15 protein-coding genes and 2 pseudogenes are annotated in these 17,480 nt (G+C 41.8%); 13 read left to right on the plus strand and 4 right to left on the minus strand.

Going from position 1 to position 17,480, the window contains the following annotated elements; genetic code table 11:
- Window positions 1-7: 7 nt before the first annotated feature.
- Complete coding sequence (locus V7K79_RS19735) at window positions 8-250, minus strand: hypothetical protein (RefSeq protein ID WP_335049687.1); 243 nt, start codon at window positions 248-250, stop codon at window positions 8-10.
- Between the two features lie 328 nt (window positions 251-578).
- Here V7K79_RS19735 and V7K79_RS19740 point away from each other — a divergent pair, with 328 nt between their 5' ends.
- The 3 genes and pseudogenes from V7K79_RS19740 to V7K79_RS19750 all read left to right on the plus strand — a co-directional run bounded on the left by V7K79_RS19740 (window position 579) and on the right by V7K79_RS19750 (window position 2,260).
- On the plus strand, window positions 579-1,211 hold the full coding sequence (locus V7K79_RS19740) for a ParA family protein (RefSeq protein WP_335049901.1): 633 nt from the start codon (window positions 579-581) through the stop codon (window positions 1,209-1,211).
- Between the two features lie 2 nt (window positions 1,212-1,213).
- Window positions 1,214-1,843, plus strand: a complete 630-nt coding sequence (locus V7K79_RS19745; RefSeq protein ID WP_335049688.1) for a hypothetical protein — start codon at window positions 1,214-1,216, stop codon at window positions 1,841-1,843.
- 28 nt (window positions 1,844-1,871) lie between these two features.
- Window positions 1,872-2,260 (plus strand): annotated as a pseudogene (locus V7K79_RS19750) (tautomerase family protein).
- Window positions 2,261-2,292: 32 nt separating this feature from the next.
- Here V7K79_RS19750 and V7K79_RS19755 read toward each other — a convergent pair.
- Window positions 2,293-3,234 (minus strand): annotated as a pseudogene (locus tag V7K79_RS19755) (alpha/beta fold hydrolase).
- A 274-nt stretch (window positions 3,235-3,508) separates the two neighbouring features.
- Here V7K79_RS19755 and V7K79_RS19760 point away from each other — a divergent pair.
- The 6 genes from V7K79_RS19760 to V7K79_RS19785 all read left to right on the plus strand — a co-directional run bounded on the left by V7K79_RS19760 (window position 3,509) and on the right by V7K79_RS19785 (window position 10,765).
- Complete coding sequence (locus tag V7K79_RS19760; RefSeq protein ID WP_335049689.1) at window positions 3,509-3,820, plus strand: carbon dioxide-concentrating mechanism protein CcmK; 312 nt, start codon at window positions 3,509-3,511, stop codon at window positions 3,818-3,820.
- Window positions 3,821-3,906: 86 nt separating this feature from the next.
- A complete protein-coding gene (locus V7K79_RS19765; RefSeq protein WP_335049690.1) occupies window positions 3,907-4,257 on the plus strand; it encodes a carbon dioxide-concentrating mechanism protein CcmK in 351 nt (116 codons plus the stop codon).
- A gap of 1,008 nt (window positions 4,258-5,265) precedes the next feature.
- The gene (locus tag V7K79_RS19770) at window positions 5,266-6,453 is read left to right on the plus strand and encodes a HetZ-related protein 2 (protein WP_335049691.1); all 1,188 of its coding nucleotides are present in this window, start codon (window positions 5,266-5,268) and stop codon (window positions 6,451-6,453) included.
- Window positions 6,454-6,678: 225 nt separating this feature from the next.
- Window positions 6,679-7,944 (plus strand): pilus assembly protein PilB, encoded by a 1,266-nt coding sequence (locus V7K79_RS19775; RefSeq protein WP_335049692.1) that lies wholly within the window; start codon window positions 6,679-6,681, stop codon window positions 7,942-7,944.
- Between the two features lie 187 nt (window positions 7,945-8,131).
- The gene (locus tag V7K79_RS19780) at window positions 8,132-8,815 is read left to right on the plus strand and encodes a Crp/Fnr family transcriptional regulator (protein ID WP_334822408.1); all 684 of its coding nucleotides are present in this window, start codon (window positions 8,132-8,134) and stop codon (window positions 8,813-8,815) included.
- A 168-nt stretch (window positions 8,816-8,983) separates the two neighbouring features.
- Window positions 8,984-10,765, plus strand: a complete 1,782-nt coding sequence (locus V7K79_RS19785; protein WP_335049693.1) for a M61 family metallopeptidase — start codon at window positions 8,984-8,986, stop codon at window positions 10,763-10,765.
- 101 nt (window positions 10,766-10,866) lie between these two features.
- Here the strand turns inward: V7K79_RS19785 and pyk are convergent, their stop codons facing one another.
- The gene (gene pyk, locus V7K79_RS19790) at window positions 10,867-12,636 is read right to left on the minus strand and encodes a pyruvate kinase (protein ID WP_335049694.1); all 1,770 of its coding nucleotides are present in this window, start codon (window positions 12,634-12,636) and stop codon (window positions 10,867-10,869) included.
- A gap of 381 nt (window positions 12,637-13,017) precedes the next feature.
- Here pyk and crtR point away from each other — a divergent pair, with 381 nt between their 5' ends.
- The 3 genes from crtR (at window position 13,018) to V7K79_RS19805 (ending at window position 15,171) form a co-directional block, all read left to right on the plus strand.
- Window positions 13,018-13,908, plus strand: a complete 891-nt coding sequence (gene crtR / locus V7K79_RS19795) for a beta-carotene hydroxylase (RefSeq protein WP_335049695.1) — start codon at window positions 13,018-13,020, stop codon at window positions 13,906-13,908.
- 225 nt (window positions 13,909-14,133) lie between these two features.
- On the plus strand, window positions 14,134-14,607 hold the full coding sequence (locus tag V7K79_RS19800; protein WP_335049696.1) for a TspO/MBR family protein: 474 nt from the start codon (window positions 14,134-14,136) through the stop codon (window positions 14,605-14,607).
- 90 nt (window positions 14,608-14,697) lie between these two features.
- Window positions 14,698-15,171 carry a TspO/MBR family protein gene (locus V7K79_RS19805; protein WP_335049697.1) on the plus strand — a complete coding sequence of 158 codons (474 nt, stop codon included), beginning with the start codon at window positions 14,698-14,700 and terminating at the stop codon, window positions 15,169-15,171.
- Between the two features lie 5 nt (window positions 15,172-15,176).
- Here the strand turns inward: V7K79_RS19805 and V7K79_RS19810 are convergent, their stop codons facing one another.
- Window positions 15,177-15,884 carry a M15 family metallopeptidase gene (locus V7K79_RS19810; RefSeq protein WP_335049698.1) on the minus strand — a complete coding sequence of 236 codons (708 nt, stop codon included), beginning with the start codon at window positions 15,882-15,884 and terminating at the stop codon, window positions 15,177-15,179.
- A 110-nt stretch (window positions 15,885-15,994) separates the two neighbouring features.
- Between V7K79_RS19810 and V7K79_RS19815 the strand changes: the two genes are divergently transcribed.
- Window positions 15,995-17,467 (plus strand): aminotransferase class I/II-fold pyridoxal phosphate-dependent enzyme, encoded by a 1,473-nt coding sequence (locus V7K79_RS19815; RefSeq protein WP_335049699.1) that lies wholly within the window; start codon window positions 15,995-15,997, stop codon window positions 17,465-17,467.
- The last annotated feature ends 13 nt before the right edge of the window (window positions 17,468-17,480 follow it).

Consider the following 17,480-nt stretch of genomic DNA (forward strand, 5'->3'; position numbering starts at 1 on the left):
TGTAATTCTACATCCATTGCCCTACCTCCCTTGCAGAGTTTTTTCTTCTAATCCTTTTATTTAGAATAACCGGAAAGTGACAGAAGAGGGATACTAGATGGTTATCCGAGCGATTACTCCTGATCGTGAAAGTGTCACCGTAAGTTTGGGCAAAATCATCCACATATTTTAGTGGCTGACTAATAAACTTGATCATCCATAACCAGCGCGGCATTTGAGGCCCATCGGGCAGATTGTAAGTTGTTGTCATAAAATTTTGTGGAGTTGATGGCTTCTGAATTTTATTGTTACGACTTTTCATGTTAATTAGGGTTACAGAAAGCGGTATATTCATGATTGGGGACTAGAGACTGGAAACTGGGCACTGAAAAAGAAAACAAAGAGGATAATAATAACTCTTGTACAGACGCGATTAATGAGCCAGCGCGTTGCGGGGGTTCCCACGGCAGTCGCTCATGGGGGAAACCCCCAAGACCGCGCTGCCTCCCCGTTGTAGCGACTGGCGTCGCGTCTCTACTCTTAACTCAGCACTCAGCACTCCTAACTCAGCACTCAAAAGGCAGCATCGGAAGCAAGCAGTGCCAAAAATCATCTCTATTCTCAACGGTAAAGGAGGAGTCGGTAAAACGACTACCGCAGTCAATCTGGCTGCAAACTTTGCGAAGAAAAAAAAGGTGCTGCTGATTGATGCAGATATTCAAGGTTCTGCCAGTTGGTGGTTTGGGCGCAGTCAGCAGGGAATGGGATTTGATTTATCTCAAGAAACAGATCCCACACTTTTAGGTGATTTAGCAAAGATAACAGGTTACGATTTAGTAGTGGTAGATACACCTCCCGCGCTACGCTCTGAAGCATTAGTGGCGGTAGTTGCGATCGCAGATTATCTAGTTTTGCCTACACCCCCAGCCGCAATGGATTTAGCAATCCTCGTGGAAACAGTTAAGGAAGCCGTCATCCCAGTGGGAACCCCCCATCGGGTATTGCTCACCAAAGTTGATACGCGCAGTCTGGGGGAAGCACAAGAAGCAAAAAACACTCTAACTCGCTTAGGTATTCCTACTTGTAATACCTTCATCCGTGCCTATAAAGCTCATGAACGAGCAGCACTAGAAGGTGTAGCGATTACTCAATGGCGAGGAGGTAACGCACGGGAGGCGGAATTAGACTACCGTCGTGCAGCTGATGAATTACAGCGTGATTGGAGAAAATAATAATGGCTAGGAAACAAAGTCTCTCTGACTTACTACAAGAAGAGGCAGAAAAATTTACACCCTCAGAAGGTGAATCTGCGATCGAAGTTACTGCTGAAAAAATTGCCGCAGAAGAGGCTTCATCTGATGAAGAATCGTCAGCACAAATACATGAGTCAACTTCTACTAAGCGTACAAATCCTACTAAAGCTGATTTAGAAGCAACTGTCAAAGAATTGACGGATAATTTAGAAACAAGCCACGAAAAAGAAGCATCTCTTGCAAAAGAAATTACTGATTTGCAATCAAAATTATCTAAACAAAAAACCTTTGCATCAGAACAAAAATCATTACTAGAACAGCTAACAAAAGAACTTGACGAAACCAAAAAAACAGCACTGCAACTTGCAGAATCAAATTCCCAGCTTATAGAAGAAATCAATACTTTCAAACAACAAGTAGAACAAAAAGCAAAAGAGAAATCTAAACTTGTTGTCAAAGAAAGTAGCGCGATCAAACCAGTAAAAGACCATTACAATCCACTCACCTACAAAAAATCACATCGGTCATCAGAAACACTAGCTCAAAATCAACCTCAAAATCAACCAAATGAGTATCCTGATAGTTCTAATGAGATGTGGTTACTTGACTAAAGTCAGTTAATCAGTTAAGTAAAGGTTAATGGTACAAATCAAAATCTATGGCACTGCTTCATTTATCCGTCATTCTCGCAGTGCCATTTCTGACGCAATTCATTCTTGCGTTGTTGAAGCTTTAATATATCCTCAAGACAAGCGTATCCATCGGTTCTTTCCTCTCGAACCCGATGATTTCATCTACCCCGTAGGACGTTCAGAGAAATACATCATCATTGAGATTAGTATGTTTGAGGGACGCACTATTGAAACGAAAAAAAACTAATTAGGTTATTGTTTTTTCGTTTATCTGAACAAGTTGCAATTGCACCTGTAGATATAGAAATCATGATTACAGAAACCCCAAAACATAACTGGGGTATCCGGGGAACAACAGGAGATGAATTAAACCTAAATTACCAAGTGCAAGTCTAAATCTTTGGAGTTTATTGAGGTTAGAGATATGTTTAAACTCGAAAGTCTAAAATATGCTGTGCGGTGATTTGTGGTTGTTCCAAGTGTGGGAGATGACCACAATCTTCAATCCAGGTAAGAGTACTATGTGGAATTGCCTTTTTAAATCTTATGGCATCTTCAGTACCCAAAATTTTATCAGAATCGCCCCATAAAATTAATGTTTGTTGCCCAATTTGTGATACAGTCTCAAGTCTAAAAGCACTGTAACCACCATTTTTAGTGAAAGAAATTAGAGCTTGATGCCAGCTCGGCATTTGTAAGTGTAATGCCCCACAATATAACGCATCAACAGAGGCGAGAGTTTGATTTTTATATCCAATGCGGGAAACGCGTAGACGCGGAGCGGCTTGTCGTCAGACATCGCGCACCTTCAGATTACTCAAAAACTGAGTTGCTAAATAATCTAATGGGGGAAACATGAATTTGCTCAATGGCGAACCACCCGCTAACCCTGCACTGTCAATTAACACCAGCTTTTTGACTGTTTCTGGGTAAGCTAGCGTAAAATCAATCGCCGTCGCACCCCCCATCGAAGCGCCCACTAAAATTACAGGTTGGTTAATTAGACTTTTCCAGAAATAATAAAGATGGGTTTTAATCGCAATTGGGCTATAGGCAATTCCTGAGAGTCTATCTGTAAACCCAAAACCCAACAAATCCACTGCCCAAGTTTCATTATCTTCCGAAAGTAATGGCAAAAGCCGCCGAAATTCTAATACAGAACTGTCAAAGCCGTGAATTAATAAAATCGGAGTTCCACCACACCCTTGCTTGACAAATGTTGTGGTAACTGCTTGATTAGTTAAAGGAGTAGCGATGTCTGACGACAAGCCGCTTCGCGTCTACGCAGTTGTTTGAATACTCCGAGCTAGTGCGCTCGAAGTAGGTTCTGTTAGTTGCTCAACTGCTGTAGGAAGAAAATTTGGAAACATAAATTTCAGTTTATTGTACTAGCTTGCTTCCACGCATAACTGATTTTGTCAAACAATAAACTTACACAATCTAAGATGCTGAGGTATTATTTGTAATATATAAAATATAAACCAGTGGGCTATCAAAATATTCTAACTCCCAAAAAACGCGATGAATCGCGTCTCTACTCCTCCAAAAATTATGGCATAAAAGAAAGTTTTCCAAAATGTCAAAATTGGGACTAAAGCCACGTACAATTAAAATCGCCTATCCCTTAATCCAGGAGCTAATGCTATGCCAATGGCCGTTGGCGTAATTGAAACTTTAGGTTTTCCGAGTGTCTTAGCAGCGGCAGATGCAATGGTTAAAGCTGGCGAAGTCACAATTGTGTACTATGGTCAAGCTGAAAGCGCTCGTTTGTTAGTCGCCGTCCGGGGACGCGTTGCTGAGGTAAAAAGAGCTGTTGAAGCCGGAATCGCGGCTGGAGAGCAAGTAAAGGTTGGTGCAGTAATTACCCACTACATTGTTCCCAATCCCCCGAAAAATGTCGAAACCATATTACCAATCCATTTCACTGAAGAATCAGAACCTTTCCGCATCTTTTAAGCAATTTTGGTATTCATTATCTGTAGCGAAGCTTCGTACAATTAACTTGTAGCCCCCATATCGTTTATTCATACAGGAGATTAATAATGTCATTACAGGCAGTTGGAGCACTTGAAACTAAAGGTTTTCCTGCGGTGCTAGCAGCAGCAGATGCTATGCTCAAAGCTGGTCGAGTTACCCTTGTTGGTTATATCAGAGTGGGTAGCGCCCGTTTTACAGTTAATATTCGTGGCGATGTTTCTGAAGTAAAGACAGCTATGGCTGCTGGTATTGAAGCCGCAGAAAATGTTTTTGGCGGTACTCTAGAATCCTGGGTGATTATTCCTCGTCCCCATGAAAACGTTGAAGCTGTTCTGCCAATTGCTTACACAGAACAAGTCCAAAGCTATCGAGAATCTGTAGAAAATCCCATTGTTGGTAGATCGAACAATCGATAGATTTAACCTCCTGTAGGGGAATTCAAAACAAAAAATTCCCATAAATGAATTAAAACAGAAGTTTCTTGTCAGGCTTCTGATTATCAAAACTTTAGAGGATTACAAACTTTTCTGTTTTTAGATTTTGCATAAGTTGAATTTTGAGGCAGAAGGAAAGCAACAGTCAAAGTCAATAGTCAAAACCAATATTGACTGTTGACTATTCATTTTTATAAATATAAAAGCTTTAAGAAGAACTTAGCAATATTAAATATCTAGTTGTGACTGAAGCTAGTTTAAAAAAGATAAATTTGCCTATCAATCCCTACTATCCAGAATAGGTAGGCATAGATCGTCGTAGATATTGCCACATAGGATACTAAGACTAATTATGCGCTATAACGATAGTATTTATCTAATATTTTATACACCTACTTGCTAAATAAATAACCTTTAAAACCGCTAAGAACCGTATATACACTTAAAAAACCAGCAAATATTAGAAAATACGACTTAATACGATTCAGATAAGGCGCGATCCTCTTTAAAAAGTAGGGAATTAAGTCAATTTATCAGAAGGGTTGGGAAATCTTCTAGGGCAAAATCTCATTAATACCAAGGATATTTAGATTTAACTAAGTATTCTACTACGTAAGGAGTTTTAGAGAGTTGAAACTTATACGGGTGGAATAACGTCTAACATTGAGTTAAATTAGATTCGTTCCTCAATCTGTTACAAAATGTCAAATTTCTGCGATACATTTCGTGCATGGGTATCTTCCAACTTGAAGCAGATTTCTGTTCTCAACTACAATACATAACTTTACAAAAAGTTTAAATTAATATAATGCTCCCGAAAGCTAGATATACATTGGTTTTGGACAATTTTCACTGCAAGCAAAACATCAATGTTAGAAATTTCTGCATAATGTTAGTGAATTTAAACGTAATAAAAGTAGAATCACTGAGCTATTTTCATGAAACTCATGAAATCTAGGCAGCTGCCAGTTAAACAATTAGGTGGGGCGAATGGGGGTTGTGATGCAAACTTCAAAATTGAGTTTCGAGGAATGCAATCTCACTATGACAATGGATGTGGAAAAACTGGCTCTAGATTGGCAAAAGCGCTTGGCCGTGGAATGTCCAGACCAAAATGAAGCTGCGAGGCAAAGCATTATTCTCTGGCTGTTGGGATCTGACTCAAAACGGTTCGATCTGTATGATCCCAAAGAACTCGATATCGCCAGGCAAGCGATGGAATATCGCTGGAGGATTTTACGTCAACGTTACTTGGGACTGGGGCGAGAACGTGCATATCGCAACTTGATAACCCGATTGGGGAGTTTAGTAACATTACGGAATAAGATTCAGACTTGGGTTTCCCTCAGCCGCGATCGCCAACGTAGTGTAATCGATGTATTACAAGAAGTACTCCAAGAGTTACTTCAAAGCGACACTCAGATGCAACAACAAATGGTTGATATTGCCAAATATACAACCGATAGACGATTGGGGGATGCTCTATTATTTGCCAGTGTAGAAGAATATTGTCTGCGGCCAGTACGGAATCAACCCCTATTAGCTTACCGATTTGTGAATTATTTGCGTCGTACTCAGCGCGGTGGTTTAACCCAAGTACCTGGTCGTGACTTGGTTAGATTAGTGTCAGAAGAAGTTCTTACAGAGGACAGTGACAATCGAGTTAACTTAGTCGATAGTCAGGCGATCGCAGAATATCAAGAAGCACAACAACAAGAGGAACAACAAGGGCTGCGCCAATCAGTACAAAAAGAATTTGAAAATTATTTACAAGAAAATCTCGGTATAGAAGCAGTGGAATGGCTACGACTGTATCTGCAAGGTAAGTCCCAGGAAGAGATTTCCAAAAGACTAAATAAGCCAACAAAAGAAGTCTACCGTCTGCGAGAAAAAATTAGCTACCATGCTGTACGTGTTTTTGCCCTCAAAGGTAATCCAGAACTCGTAGACAACTGGCTCTCAATTTCCTTGCAAGAACATAACTTGGGATTAACTCAAAACCAATGGCAACACCTTGATGAAAAATTGACTACTCTAGGACGACAAATTCTAGATTTGCGCAGAGCGGGTAATTCAATAGAAGTCATAGCCCAGCAGTTAAAACTTAAAACCCATCAAGTACTAGGCGAATGGACGAAAGTCTATCTTGCAGCCCAAGCTTTGAGAACCCAGGAGTAGCCGGTAGTGGAAAATGGAGAATCAAAAACAGGGGAGCAGGGGGGAATGATTAATACCCAATGCTCAATAGTCAGTATTATCCCTAGTTTTTAATCTAAAATTCATATTCTACTTACATTTACTTAAGTATATATAATTGGAATTTTAACAATTTAACAAAGTATCTTTATTAACTACTTATTGAATTAAAGGCAAAATATAAGTAAATACTAAAAAATCAAATCTATGTTGTCTTCAAAGGGCGAACTAAATGATACCGCAGCAAATAGACAGCAAATGCTAACTGCCGCTCAAACTAGGTGGGAGGAAGGAGGCGATCGCGAACAAATATTCCACCTGATCGATCATCTTTTATGCATTGAAGCTTGCCTCTACCACCAGATTTTGCCCTTTGAATTAGAAGACAAAAACCTCTTGGTAGGTATGGTTTATCCAGAAGACAGCGAAGCCCTAGATTATGTTAGTCGCATTTTGTCTTATATCAATTGCACAATGGTGATTGAGGCGATCAGAGCCGATGCCCACCGCAGAATACTATCAGCCTACCTCAACCATAAGAATACATCTCAGCCAGATGCTGTACAGCTGCATCAGCTAACAGCGGACTCTTTTTCAACAAATAGAGTAAGTACGATTGCCGACACACCTATTCCCTCCCTAAATGCCGACTCAAAATCAAATCAGCAACGAATATTGACGGTATTTCAGACACAAAATCATCAACATCCTGGGCAACAGGTATTACCTCCTATCTCAGAGCTAGACCAATCATCTCAAATTACAACGTTCTTTAACCTTACTTCCAAAACTCAACCGGAAGAAACCTCTGAAATTGCATCATCAAACAATTTATCTATTTTGCCCACACAAGCTTTTAACCTACTGGATTCAATTGAGTTGCCAATAACACTACCACCCAAGAAATTACTAGAAGAATTACTAAGGCGAATCTTGGCTGGGGGAATCGGTCGGCTGTACTTAGAAAGACAAGCTTATGAAGGCAGAATACTGTGGAGTGACAATGGAGTTTTGCAGTCTGTATTAGACAAACTGCCGCTCTCAGTTTTCCAAGGAGTACTGAATGAATTAAAGCGGTTTGCTTCCCTGCCTGTAACCACGGTTGCAGAACCAAAACAGGTAGAAAAGGAATACGTATATCAAAAAGATCGCTTATTATTACGCTTGCGAGTCATGCCAGGAATCTACGGCGAAGAGGCAACACTCCAAGTATTGCGGGGAGCAGCATTAAAATTCTATCAACAACAGCAGTTAACACGTCTAGGCCGCGATGCTTTAGGAATTTCTCAGCAACTAAGCATCAAGTTACATGAACTACAAGAACGACTTTTATTGAATTCTAGCTTTGATTCTCAGCAATTAGAAGCTCTAGTTGCCCTGAATCAATTAGTAAAAAATTTAGACCAACAGATCAAAATACTGGCACTAGATAGCAATCTACTAACAAAGAGTAAATCATCCGTCAGTAAGTGAAAACGCTGATTTCGTTCGCATACATAATTGTTATGTTGTAATGGAATCCTAGACTAATAGAGCTTAGAGATTCATCTCAAATAATACAAATTTTGCGATCGTATTCTGAGTAAGATTACGGTTTAAACAAACTGAATAGTAGCAAAGTTAGTTTCCCGCTATTAAATCCTATTGTTACAAATATTTCATGCTAACTGAGGTTTTTAGTGAACTTTTCCCATTAATGAGTACAGCCAATCCACAGACATTGGAATGGCTACTCAACGTTGCAATTGAACATGAATACCCATCTGGGCGAGCCGTTGTAATGGAAGATGCCTGGGGTAATGCCGTTTACTTCGTGGTTTCTGGTTGGGTCAAAGTCCGGCGTACCGTCGGGGAAGATTCAGTAGCTTTGGCAATTTTTGGGCGTGGCGATTTTTTTGGAGAAATGGCAATTTTGGATGAATCTCCACGCTCAACTGATGTCATTGCCCTTTCACCGGTGAAGTTGCTTAGTATCTCCAGAGAGCGGTTTATTCAAATATTGTTTAAAGACCCACAGTTACATCACCGAATGTTGCAACTGATGGTGCGGCGATTGCGGCAAATTAACCTGCGTTTACAAATGCGGTCTTCACCACCAGCCGTCAAACTCGCTCATACCCTAGTGACTTTGGGTGAAAGCTATGGTCAGGAATCAGACTTAGGAAGAGAAATTTTTAACATTCCCTTTAAAGATTTAGCAGAGGTGACAGAAATCGGCGTTGAAGAAACCACCAAAATCATGGAAAAACTACATGAAAAAGGGTGGATAAAAATTGATAGTGCCAATAATATCATTTATCTTGTGAACTTCAAACAGTTGATGAACTTGGCTGGCAAAGTGTAATTGCTTTATGCGATTCTCTACAAGACGCTTTCCATAGCTTGCTTCTTTGTGAGTTTAACGCCAAAGATTTTGAATGACGATCAACGAAAGACATTTTGTGTGCGATGTTAAAAGCAAATTTGTCATGATGGGGAAAACTACCCGTTGATTATTAACTCAGCACGCAAGATGACTGAAGCAACAGCAACTCGCCCCAACACTTATCTCCAAGAAACCGAGCCAACAATTCATTACTTGGTGGCAATGTCCCAACCAGAAACCCATCTGTTTGAGATTACTTTACACCTTGTGGATTATTCCTCACCAATTCTTGATTTAAAACTGCCAGTATGGACACCTGGTTCCTATTTAGTCCGGGAATACGCCAAGAATTTACAGGATTTTGAGGCTTTTGCAGAGAATAAGCCTTTAAATTGGCGGAAGATCGGTAAAAATCATTGGCAGATAGAGAAAATAGGTATTTCAGAATTAACTGTACGTTACCGGATTTTTGCCAATGAGCTATCGGTACGGACAAATCACTTAGATGCTACCCACGGTTATTTCAATGGTGCGGCACTATTTTTTAGGATACCTGGCTGGGATAAGCAACCCATTCGCATTACCATCGTACCGCCACAGCCGGAATGGCAAGTAACTACTGCCTTACCACCCATTGGTGAAGAAACAAATACTTTCTTGGCTAGCGATTTTGATACTGTGGTTGATACTCCCTTTGAAATTGGTTGCCACCAATCGTATAAATTTGAGATATTAGGAAAACCCCATGAATTGGCAATCTGGGGGCAAGGTAATTACCAAGTTCAGCAGCTGATTGCTGATATCCAAAAAATTGTTCAAGTAGAAGCGCAGATGTTCGGCGGTTTGCCTTATGAACGATATGTGTTTTTGCTACATTTATTTAGCCAAGCTTTTGGCGGTTTGGAGCATAAAGACTCTTGCTCCTTAATTTACCAACGTTTTGGATTTCGCGCTCAGGATAAGTACCATCGCTTTCTTCAATTAGTTGCACACGAGTTCTTTCACTTGTGGAATGTCAAGCGAATTCGCCCAAAAGCATTAGAGGTTTTTGATTACGACCAAGAAAACTATACACCATCATTGTGGTTTTGTGAGGGCACTACTAGTTACTACGACTTATTAATTCCTTTGCGGGCGGGAATTTATGATGTTAAGTCGTATTTGAATAATTTAGGCAAGGAAATTACCAGATATGAAATGACACCGGGGCGCAAGGTACAACCCGTTTCTGAGTCGAGTTTTGATGCCTGGATAAAACTCTATCGCCCGGATGCCAATAGCGGTAATTCCCAAATTTCCTACTATTTAAAGGGAGAAATGGTATCGTTGTTGCTAGATTTACTGATTCGCTCTACTCACAACAATCAGCGCTCCCTCGATGACGTGATGCTGAAAATGTGGCAGCAATTTGGGAAAGATGAAATTGGCTATAGCCCAGTACAGTTGCAGGAAGTTATTGAATCTGTCGCCGGAATTGATTTGACTGATTTCTTTAAACGCTACATTGATAGTACTGATGATTTGCCTTTCAATCAGTATTTAGAACCCTTTGGCTTGCAGTTGGTAGCTGAACAGCAAGAAGAACCTTACCTGGGCGTGAGAATAAATACAGAAAATGGGCGGGAGATGGTTAAGTTTGTGGAAATTGGTTCACCTGCACAAGTAGGGGGAATTGATGCAGGTGATGAGTTGTTAGCAATTGATCGGATTAAGGTAACGGCGAGTGGCTTAAGCGATCGCTTGAAAGATTACCAACCAAACGATACCATCCAAGTCGCAGTTTTCCACCAAGACGAACTCCGTACTTATTCCATCACCCTGGCATCACCACATCCAACTAAATATCAAGTAAAGCCTGTTGAGCATCCTAACTCCAAACAGCAGCAAAACTTTGCTGGCTGGCTTGGGGCTGCGATCGCAACTGTTTAGTAAAGGGGCATGGGGCATTGGGCATTGGGCAGAGGGGAAAACTTACTGAACTTCTCCTCTGCTCCCCTGCCTCCCCAGTCCCCAGTCCCCAGTCCCCAGTCCTAAGCCGTTCTCAGCGCCCCAGAGTAAATCAAACCCCGTTGCAGATCCAGCGTTATAATCGCCCCATCTCGAATCACCTGCGTTGCCTGCTTCACGCCCACAATCACTGGTACACCGAGACGTAAGCCAATCACTGCTGCGTGACTTGTGAGACTTTCTTCTTCAGTAATAATCCCGGCAGATTTCCGAATTGCCTCCACAAAATCTGCACTAGTGCGGGGTGCAACCAATATGTCTCCGGGATTAAAGTTACTCACATCCATACCAGTACTTGCCACCCGTGCGCGACCACTCACTGAACCTTGTCCTAGTCCAATTCCGTGACCTAGTACTGCCGTTACTACCTCTACCTTAATCAAATCTGTGGAGCCAGAAATTCCCTGGAGTGTGCCAGCAGTCATTACTACTAAATCTCCTTGGGACAGTAACTGAAGTTCTTGAGCCACGTTAATCGCAGCTTGAAATGTCTGACCGGTGGAAGGTAATCCTAGCACTAACAGCGGTTTGACTCCCCAGACCATCTGTAGCTGCCGCGCCACATTTACATGGGGTGTTACAGCCAAAATCGGTGTGCGAGGACGAAACTTAGAGACATTGCGAGCTGTTGCCCCTGTTTGGGTTAAGGTCATGATTGCGGCTGCGCCTAGTTGTTCGGCAATTTGACCAACAGCTTGACTAATTGCATTGGGAATCGAGCGTCGGGCATCTCTCAAAGAACGCAAGTTTAGGTTTTGGGCTTCTTCCTGCTCCATACGCTCGGCAATTCGCGCCATCGTCGCTACTGCTTCTACAGGGAAGCTACCCACGGCGGTTTCATTGGAGAGCATCACCGCGTCCGTGCCGTCTAAAATCGCGTTTGCCACATCCGATACTTCAGCGCGAGTGGGACGGGGATTGCTCACCATGCTATCTAACATCTGAGTAGCGGTGATGATCGGAATCCCCAAGCGATTTGCTGTGGCAATTAGCCGTTTTTGCAGTACCGGAACATCTTCTGCTGGCAATTCCACCCCTAAGTCGCCTCTAGCAACCATCACGCCATCACACAAAGCCAGAACCGCTTCCATTTGTTCAATGGCTTCATGCTTTTCAATTTTGGCAATCACTGGCACTTGCTTGCCTGTACTGGAAATTAGTTCTTTAATTTCGATCATGTCCTGGGGATTACGGACAAAGGAAAGTGCCACCCAATCGACACCCTGATCTAGACCAAACATTAGATCCTCTCGGTCTTTGTCGGTCATTGCCTTGATTGACAGGTAAACACCGGGAAAGTTTACGCCTTTATTGTTAGAAAGTTTACCAGGCACGGTGATGCGACAATGCAAATCACCTTTGTCCCGGTTAATTTCCTCCACCAGCATTTCTACTCGTCCGTCATCAAGGAGGATTTTTGCCCCAACTGGGACTTCTTCGGCTAAATAATCGTAGGTGACACAGCTAATTTCTTGCGTACCGATCACTGGACGATTTGTCAAGGTGAAGCGATCGCCTTTTGCCAAAACTATAGACCCGTTGTCAAACTTTCCCAAGCGAATTTTTGGGCCCTGCAAGTCTTGGAGAATAGCCACTGGCTGATTTAGTTCAAAAGCGGTTTGCCGAATTAAGCGAATACTACGCTGATGGTCGGCATGAGTTCCGTGGGAGAAGTTTAGCCGCAGCGTCGTGGCTCCCGCTTCAATAATCGCCTTGAGCATTTCAGGACTGCTAGTGGCGGGGCCAATAGTAGCGACAATTTTTGTCCGGCGCAGAGAATCTCTTAATTGCATAGGGGCTGAAGTTAGGGAGCTATCTGGGAAGTCATCGTAACTTAAGTGGCATCTCCTTTTCAGTCACTGCTATATCAATAAGATATAAACAGTTAGAGAGGGTTTATGGGAGAGTGGGGGCTGTAGGATAGAGTAGATATAGTACATCAATCTTGTATCCATCTTTCCCACGAAGGGGTTTATTCCATTAACTTCTTGCCGATTGTCATACCCCACTTATCAGTAAAGACTAGGCTTCGTCTGGAATCATAGCGTTATTCATCTGCCGAATATGCAAAGCTGTGGATAAATCTTGCTATATAAAACTTTGCAAAACTTTATTATTCACTAATATTTATCGTATATTCGTAATGTCTGCTTAAGAAGGAGTCAATCTTAAAGATGATCGCATCGGAGGCACAAAAGCCACTGACAATCCCACCCAAGGAATTTTTAGCGCCTCCTGGTGATTTCAATCCGACGCTACTGTTATTTTCTGTAGCTGTAGCCATCCTGGTGTTATCCAACTTTGGTTACTGGCTTTGGGAATGGCCGCACTGGCTATGCTTTTGCATTAACACGATTGCTTTGCATTGTGCTGGAACAGTAATTCATGATGCCTGTCACCAATCAGCCCATCGCAACCGGGTGATGAATGCGATGTTAGGGCATGGCAGTGCGTTGATGCTAGCTTTTGCTTTTCCAGTATTTACACGGGTGCATCTACAGCATCATGGTCATGTTAACCATCCTAAAGACGACCCAGATCATTATGTCTCTACGGGTGGGCCGCTGTGGCTGATTGCAGTGCGGTTTTTATACCACGAGGTGTTTTTCTTTCAACGGCAACTGTGGCGTAAATATGAGCTATTAGAGTGGTTTATTAGCCGCTTAATTGTTGGTGTAATTGTTTATATCTCAGTGCAATATCACTTTTTGGGTTACATTCTCAATTTTTGGTTTATACCGGCTTTTGTGGTGGGGATAGCACTAGGATTATTTTTTGACTATTTGCCCCATCGTCCTTTTGCAGAGCGCGATCGCTGGAAAAATGCTCGCGTCTATCCTAACCCAATTCTTAATATCCTGATTATGGGACAGAATTACCACTTAATTCATCATTTGTGGCCTTCTATTCCTTGGTATAATTACCAACCTAGCTATTATTTGATGAAGCCTTTGTTAGATGAAAAAGGATGTTATCAAACTTCAGGGTTGTTGCAGAAAAAGGACTTTTTTGAGTTTGTTTACGACATCTTTTTAGGGATTAGATTTCATCAACAAAAAGAATAGAGTGTTGCATAAAGCTATGCCTACGGCAGGCTACGCCAACACCTCCAAAGCGGTAGCGATGCCCAATACCCCATTCCATTCCCAATACCTATAATTTAAATTCCTGCCAAACGGTGTGAAGGGATCAAACTCAGGGATGATGAGTAATTAGCAATTAAATTGACAAAATTACACTATAAAGAGTGATATTAAGCGATAGATAGCGCTTGTAAAGGACTAATGGGTATGATTAAATCTTGGATGGTGATTGGGGGCGTGGCTTTCTTGGTTGCTTTGGCAGCGAACGTGATTACGCCTAGCGATCGCCAATGGTTCAAGCGTTTACAACGACCAAGATGGCTAACTTTTGAGGGTGCAATTCCGATTATTTGGACTGTAATATTTATTTGCGGTGCTTGGTCAGCTTATATTGTCTGGGAAAAAGACCCAAGAAGCACCTCAACTTGGTTAATCATGGGTTTATATCTGCTATTAGAAATTGTTACCATCGCCTATACGCCTGTAATGTTTAAGCTTCGCAGTCTGAAAGTGGGCACAATTCTCGGTGGCACAGGTTTGATTATTAATATTTTATTGATACTTGCAGTCTTAGGGTTTTCTGGTTGGGCAGCACTATTACTAGTTCCTTATTTGCTCTGGAGTCCTATTGGTACTTATACCACTTGGCAGATGAGCCGTCTCAATCCTCAAGATGCCTAAGAATCGCACCAGAGAATGATTAAACATCTAGCCTAAATTGTCAAACTTGCAGTGTATGACTTGACAAAATACACAAAACTTGAGTGCATTATGATTCCATCTTGGATAATAATTGGGGCTGTAACTTTCTTCATCGCCTTTGGTAGTTTCTTGATTACGCCGCGTGATGTGAAATGGTTTGCACGATTAAGTCGCCCTCGCTGGCTAGTTTTTGAGCCGCTAATTCCGGTGATCTGGACTGTGATTTTTATCAGTGGTGCAGCTTCAGCTACTATTGCCTGGCAAAAAAATCCCGGAAGCCTAATTACTTGGCTATTAATGGCTTTATATCTCGTGGTGGAAATTATCACCGTTGCCTACATACCTATAATGTTGAGGTTTCGCAGTCTCAAAGCTGGAGAAATCCTTGGGCTAATCGGTTTGATTTCAGGCGTTGTTCTCGCAATCTGCGTTTTGCCGATTTCTTTAATGGCGGCGCTGTTACTTCTTCCCTATTTAGTTTGGACTCCTATTGGTACTTACACCACCGACGAGTTAAAAGAGTTAAATCCTCAAGATGCATAACGTATTTATAAAAGACGCCCATAACGTGCGGTGACAGGATTAGCTGGATTAGATTGATTATTCAGCCAAGCCCACATTTGATCGCCGATAGAAAAATGCCACCACTCTCTAGGATTGCGTTGAAAGCCGGCTTTTAACATTACATCATGCAATAACTGACGGTGAACATGATACTTTTGCGCTTGTGAGCGATCGCTATTGGCATAATAATCGGGATGCGATCGCTCTGACATCTCATCAATTGGCGAACCCATATTTACTATTTGCCCTGTATCATCTACTAGCGTTACATCTACCGCCCCACCAGTACTGTGAGGAGGCGGAGTTCTTTCATCCAAACTTGGTGTAGCCCAAATTGCATAAACCGCTTCCCAAATTTCTTGGCTTTGGTTTGATGATAACTCTACATCAGTCAGTCCTCTATTTTGTACTGCTTGCGCGAAGCTGTAATCTACCATAAACTGCTGAACTGCGATCGGGCGATAGGCATCAAAAATTTGGATATGCCAGTTAGGATGCAGAAGATTAAGATAATTTTGGGCTTGCAGCAAGTTTTCAATAACGCTCTGACGGAGATAATAAGGAGAGCTATCGCCATAAGGCGCACCTAACTTTTCATAAGGATGGGGAGATTCTACCGCAAACAATTCTAAAGGAATCTTGATTAGCGGTTCACCACACTCAAAAATTGGGATTTTATGATAGGGTCTCATCTGATAATTTCATAATTCGTAATTATTACCTCATGCTGTGCATCAGGAATAATTTATTTCTGTACACTAATAAACTTACCTTTCTTGTAGTTTGAATTACGAATTATTAAATGCTCAATCAAAACCAAATACCTTTATTAGATGCCTTAAAAGCCAATGCAGCAAGACCTCATGCGCCTTTTTACACCCCAGGACATAAACTAGGTGAGGGAATTTCTCAACCTTTGGCTGATCTACTTGGTAAAGCCGTCTTTCGCGCTGATTTAACTGAATTAGCAGATTTAGATAATCTCTTTGCACCCCAAGGCGTTATTCAAGAAGCACAACAACTAGCAGCAGCAGCTTTTGGCGCTTCGCAAACATGGTTCCTTGTCAATGGTTCTACCTGTGGTATTGAAGCGGCAATTCTCGCTACCTGTGGCACGGGTGATAAAATCATTTTGCCTCGCAATGTACATTCATCTGCGATCGCTGGTTTAATTCTCTCCGGTGCTATACCAATTTTTTTCAATCCTGAATACGATCCAGTTTTAGATATTGCCCATAGCATCACGCCCAATACCCTACAATCTGCACTTCAACTGCATCCAGACGCTAAAGCAGTGTTGACAGTCTACCCAACATATTACGGTGTTTGTGGAGATTTAAGGGCGATCGCTAACATCACACATCAGTATAATATCCCTCTACTTGTAGACGAGGCACACGGCGCACACTTTGCCTTTCATCCCGAATTACCCACTCCAGCTTTAGCCGCAGGTGCAGATTTAACTGTACAATCCATCCACAAGGTACTTGGTGCGATGACACAGGCATCGATGTTGCACGTTCGAGGTAACAGGATTGATTGCGATCGCATCACTAAAGCTTTGCAACTCTTACAGTCTACCAGTCCTAGTTATTTGCTTTTAGCTTCTTTAGATGCAGCGCGTCAGCAAATGGCACTCTACGGAAAAATGCTGATGTCTCGCACTTTGCAACTTGCTGATGAAGCTAGAACAAAAATCAGTCAAATTCCTGGATTATCAGTTTTGGAAATGCCTCAGTTAGAAAAATCCTTCGGCTTTATAGCTTTAGATAAAACGCGACTAACTGTCACTGTTTCTGGTTTAGGTTTAACCGGATTTGAAGCAGATGAAATTCTGGATGAAAAATTTGCTGTCACTGCTGAATTTGCCTCACTACAACATCTTACCTTTATCATCAGTTTGGGCAACACCTCAGCTGATATTGAGCAATTAGTGCAAGCTTTTACCACTCTTGCCAAAGAATATCGCCGAACCAACTTAATTGTTAAAAGCCATCTTTGGCACGAGCTTTTCACTATACAGTGTCATGCTTTATGTTGTTCTCCCCGTGAAGCTTTTTTTGCTATTAGTGAAATACTACCTTTGACAAAGGCCAATAAACGCATCTGTGCAGAAATCGTCTGTCCCTATCCCCCAGGAATTCCTGTGTTAATGCCGGGAGAAGTCATCACCAAACCCGTCCTTGACTATCTGCAACAAATCCAGGCAATGGGAGGATTGATCAGTGGTTGTACTGATAATAGTTTACGCACCCTAAAGGTAGTAAAAGAATGACTTGTATGGTAAA

This window comes from Nostoc sp., assembly GCF_036917575.1.
Lineage (GTDB): Bacteria > Cyanobacteriota > Cyanobacteriia > Cyanobacteriales > Nostocaceae > Nostoc.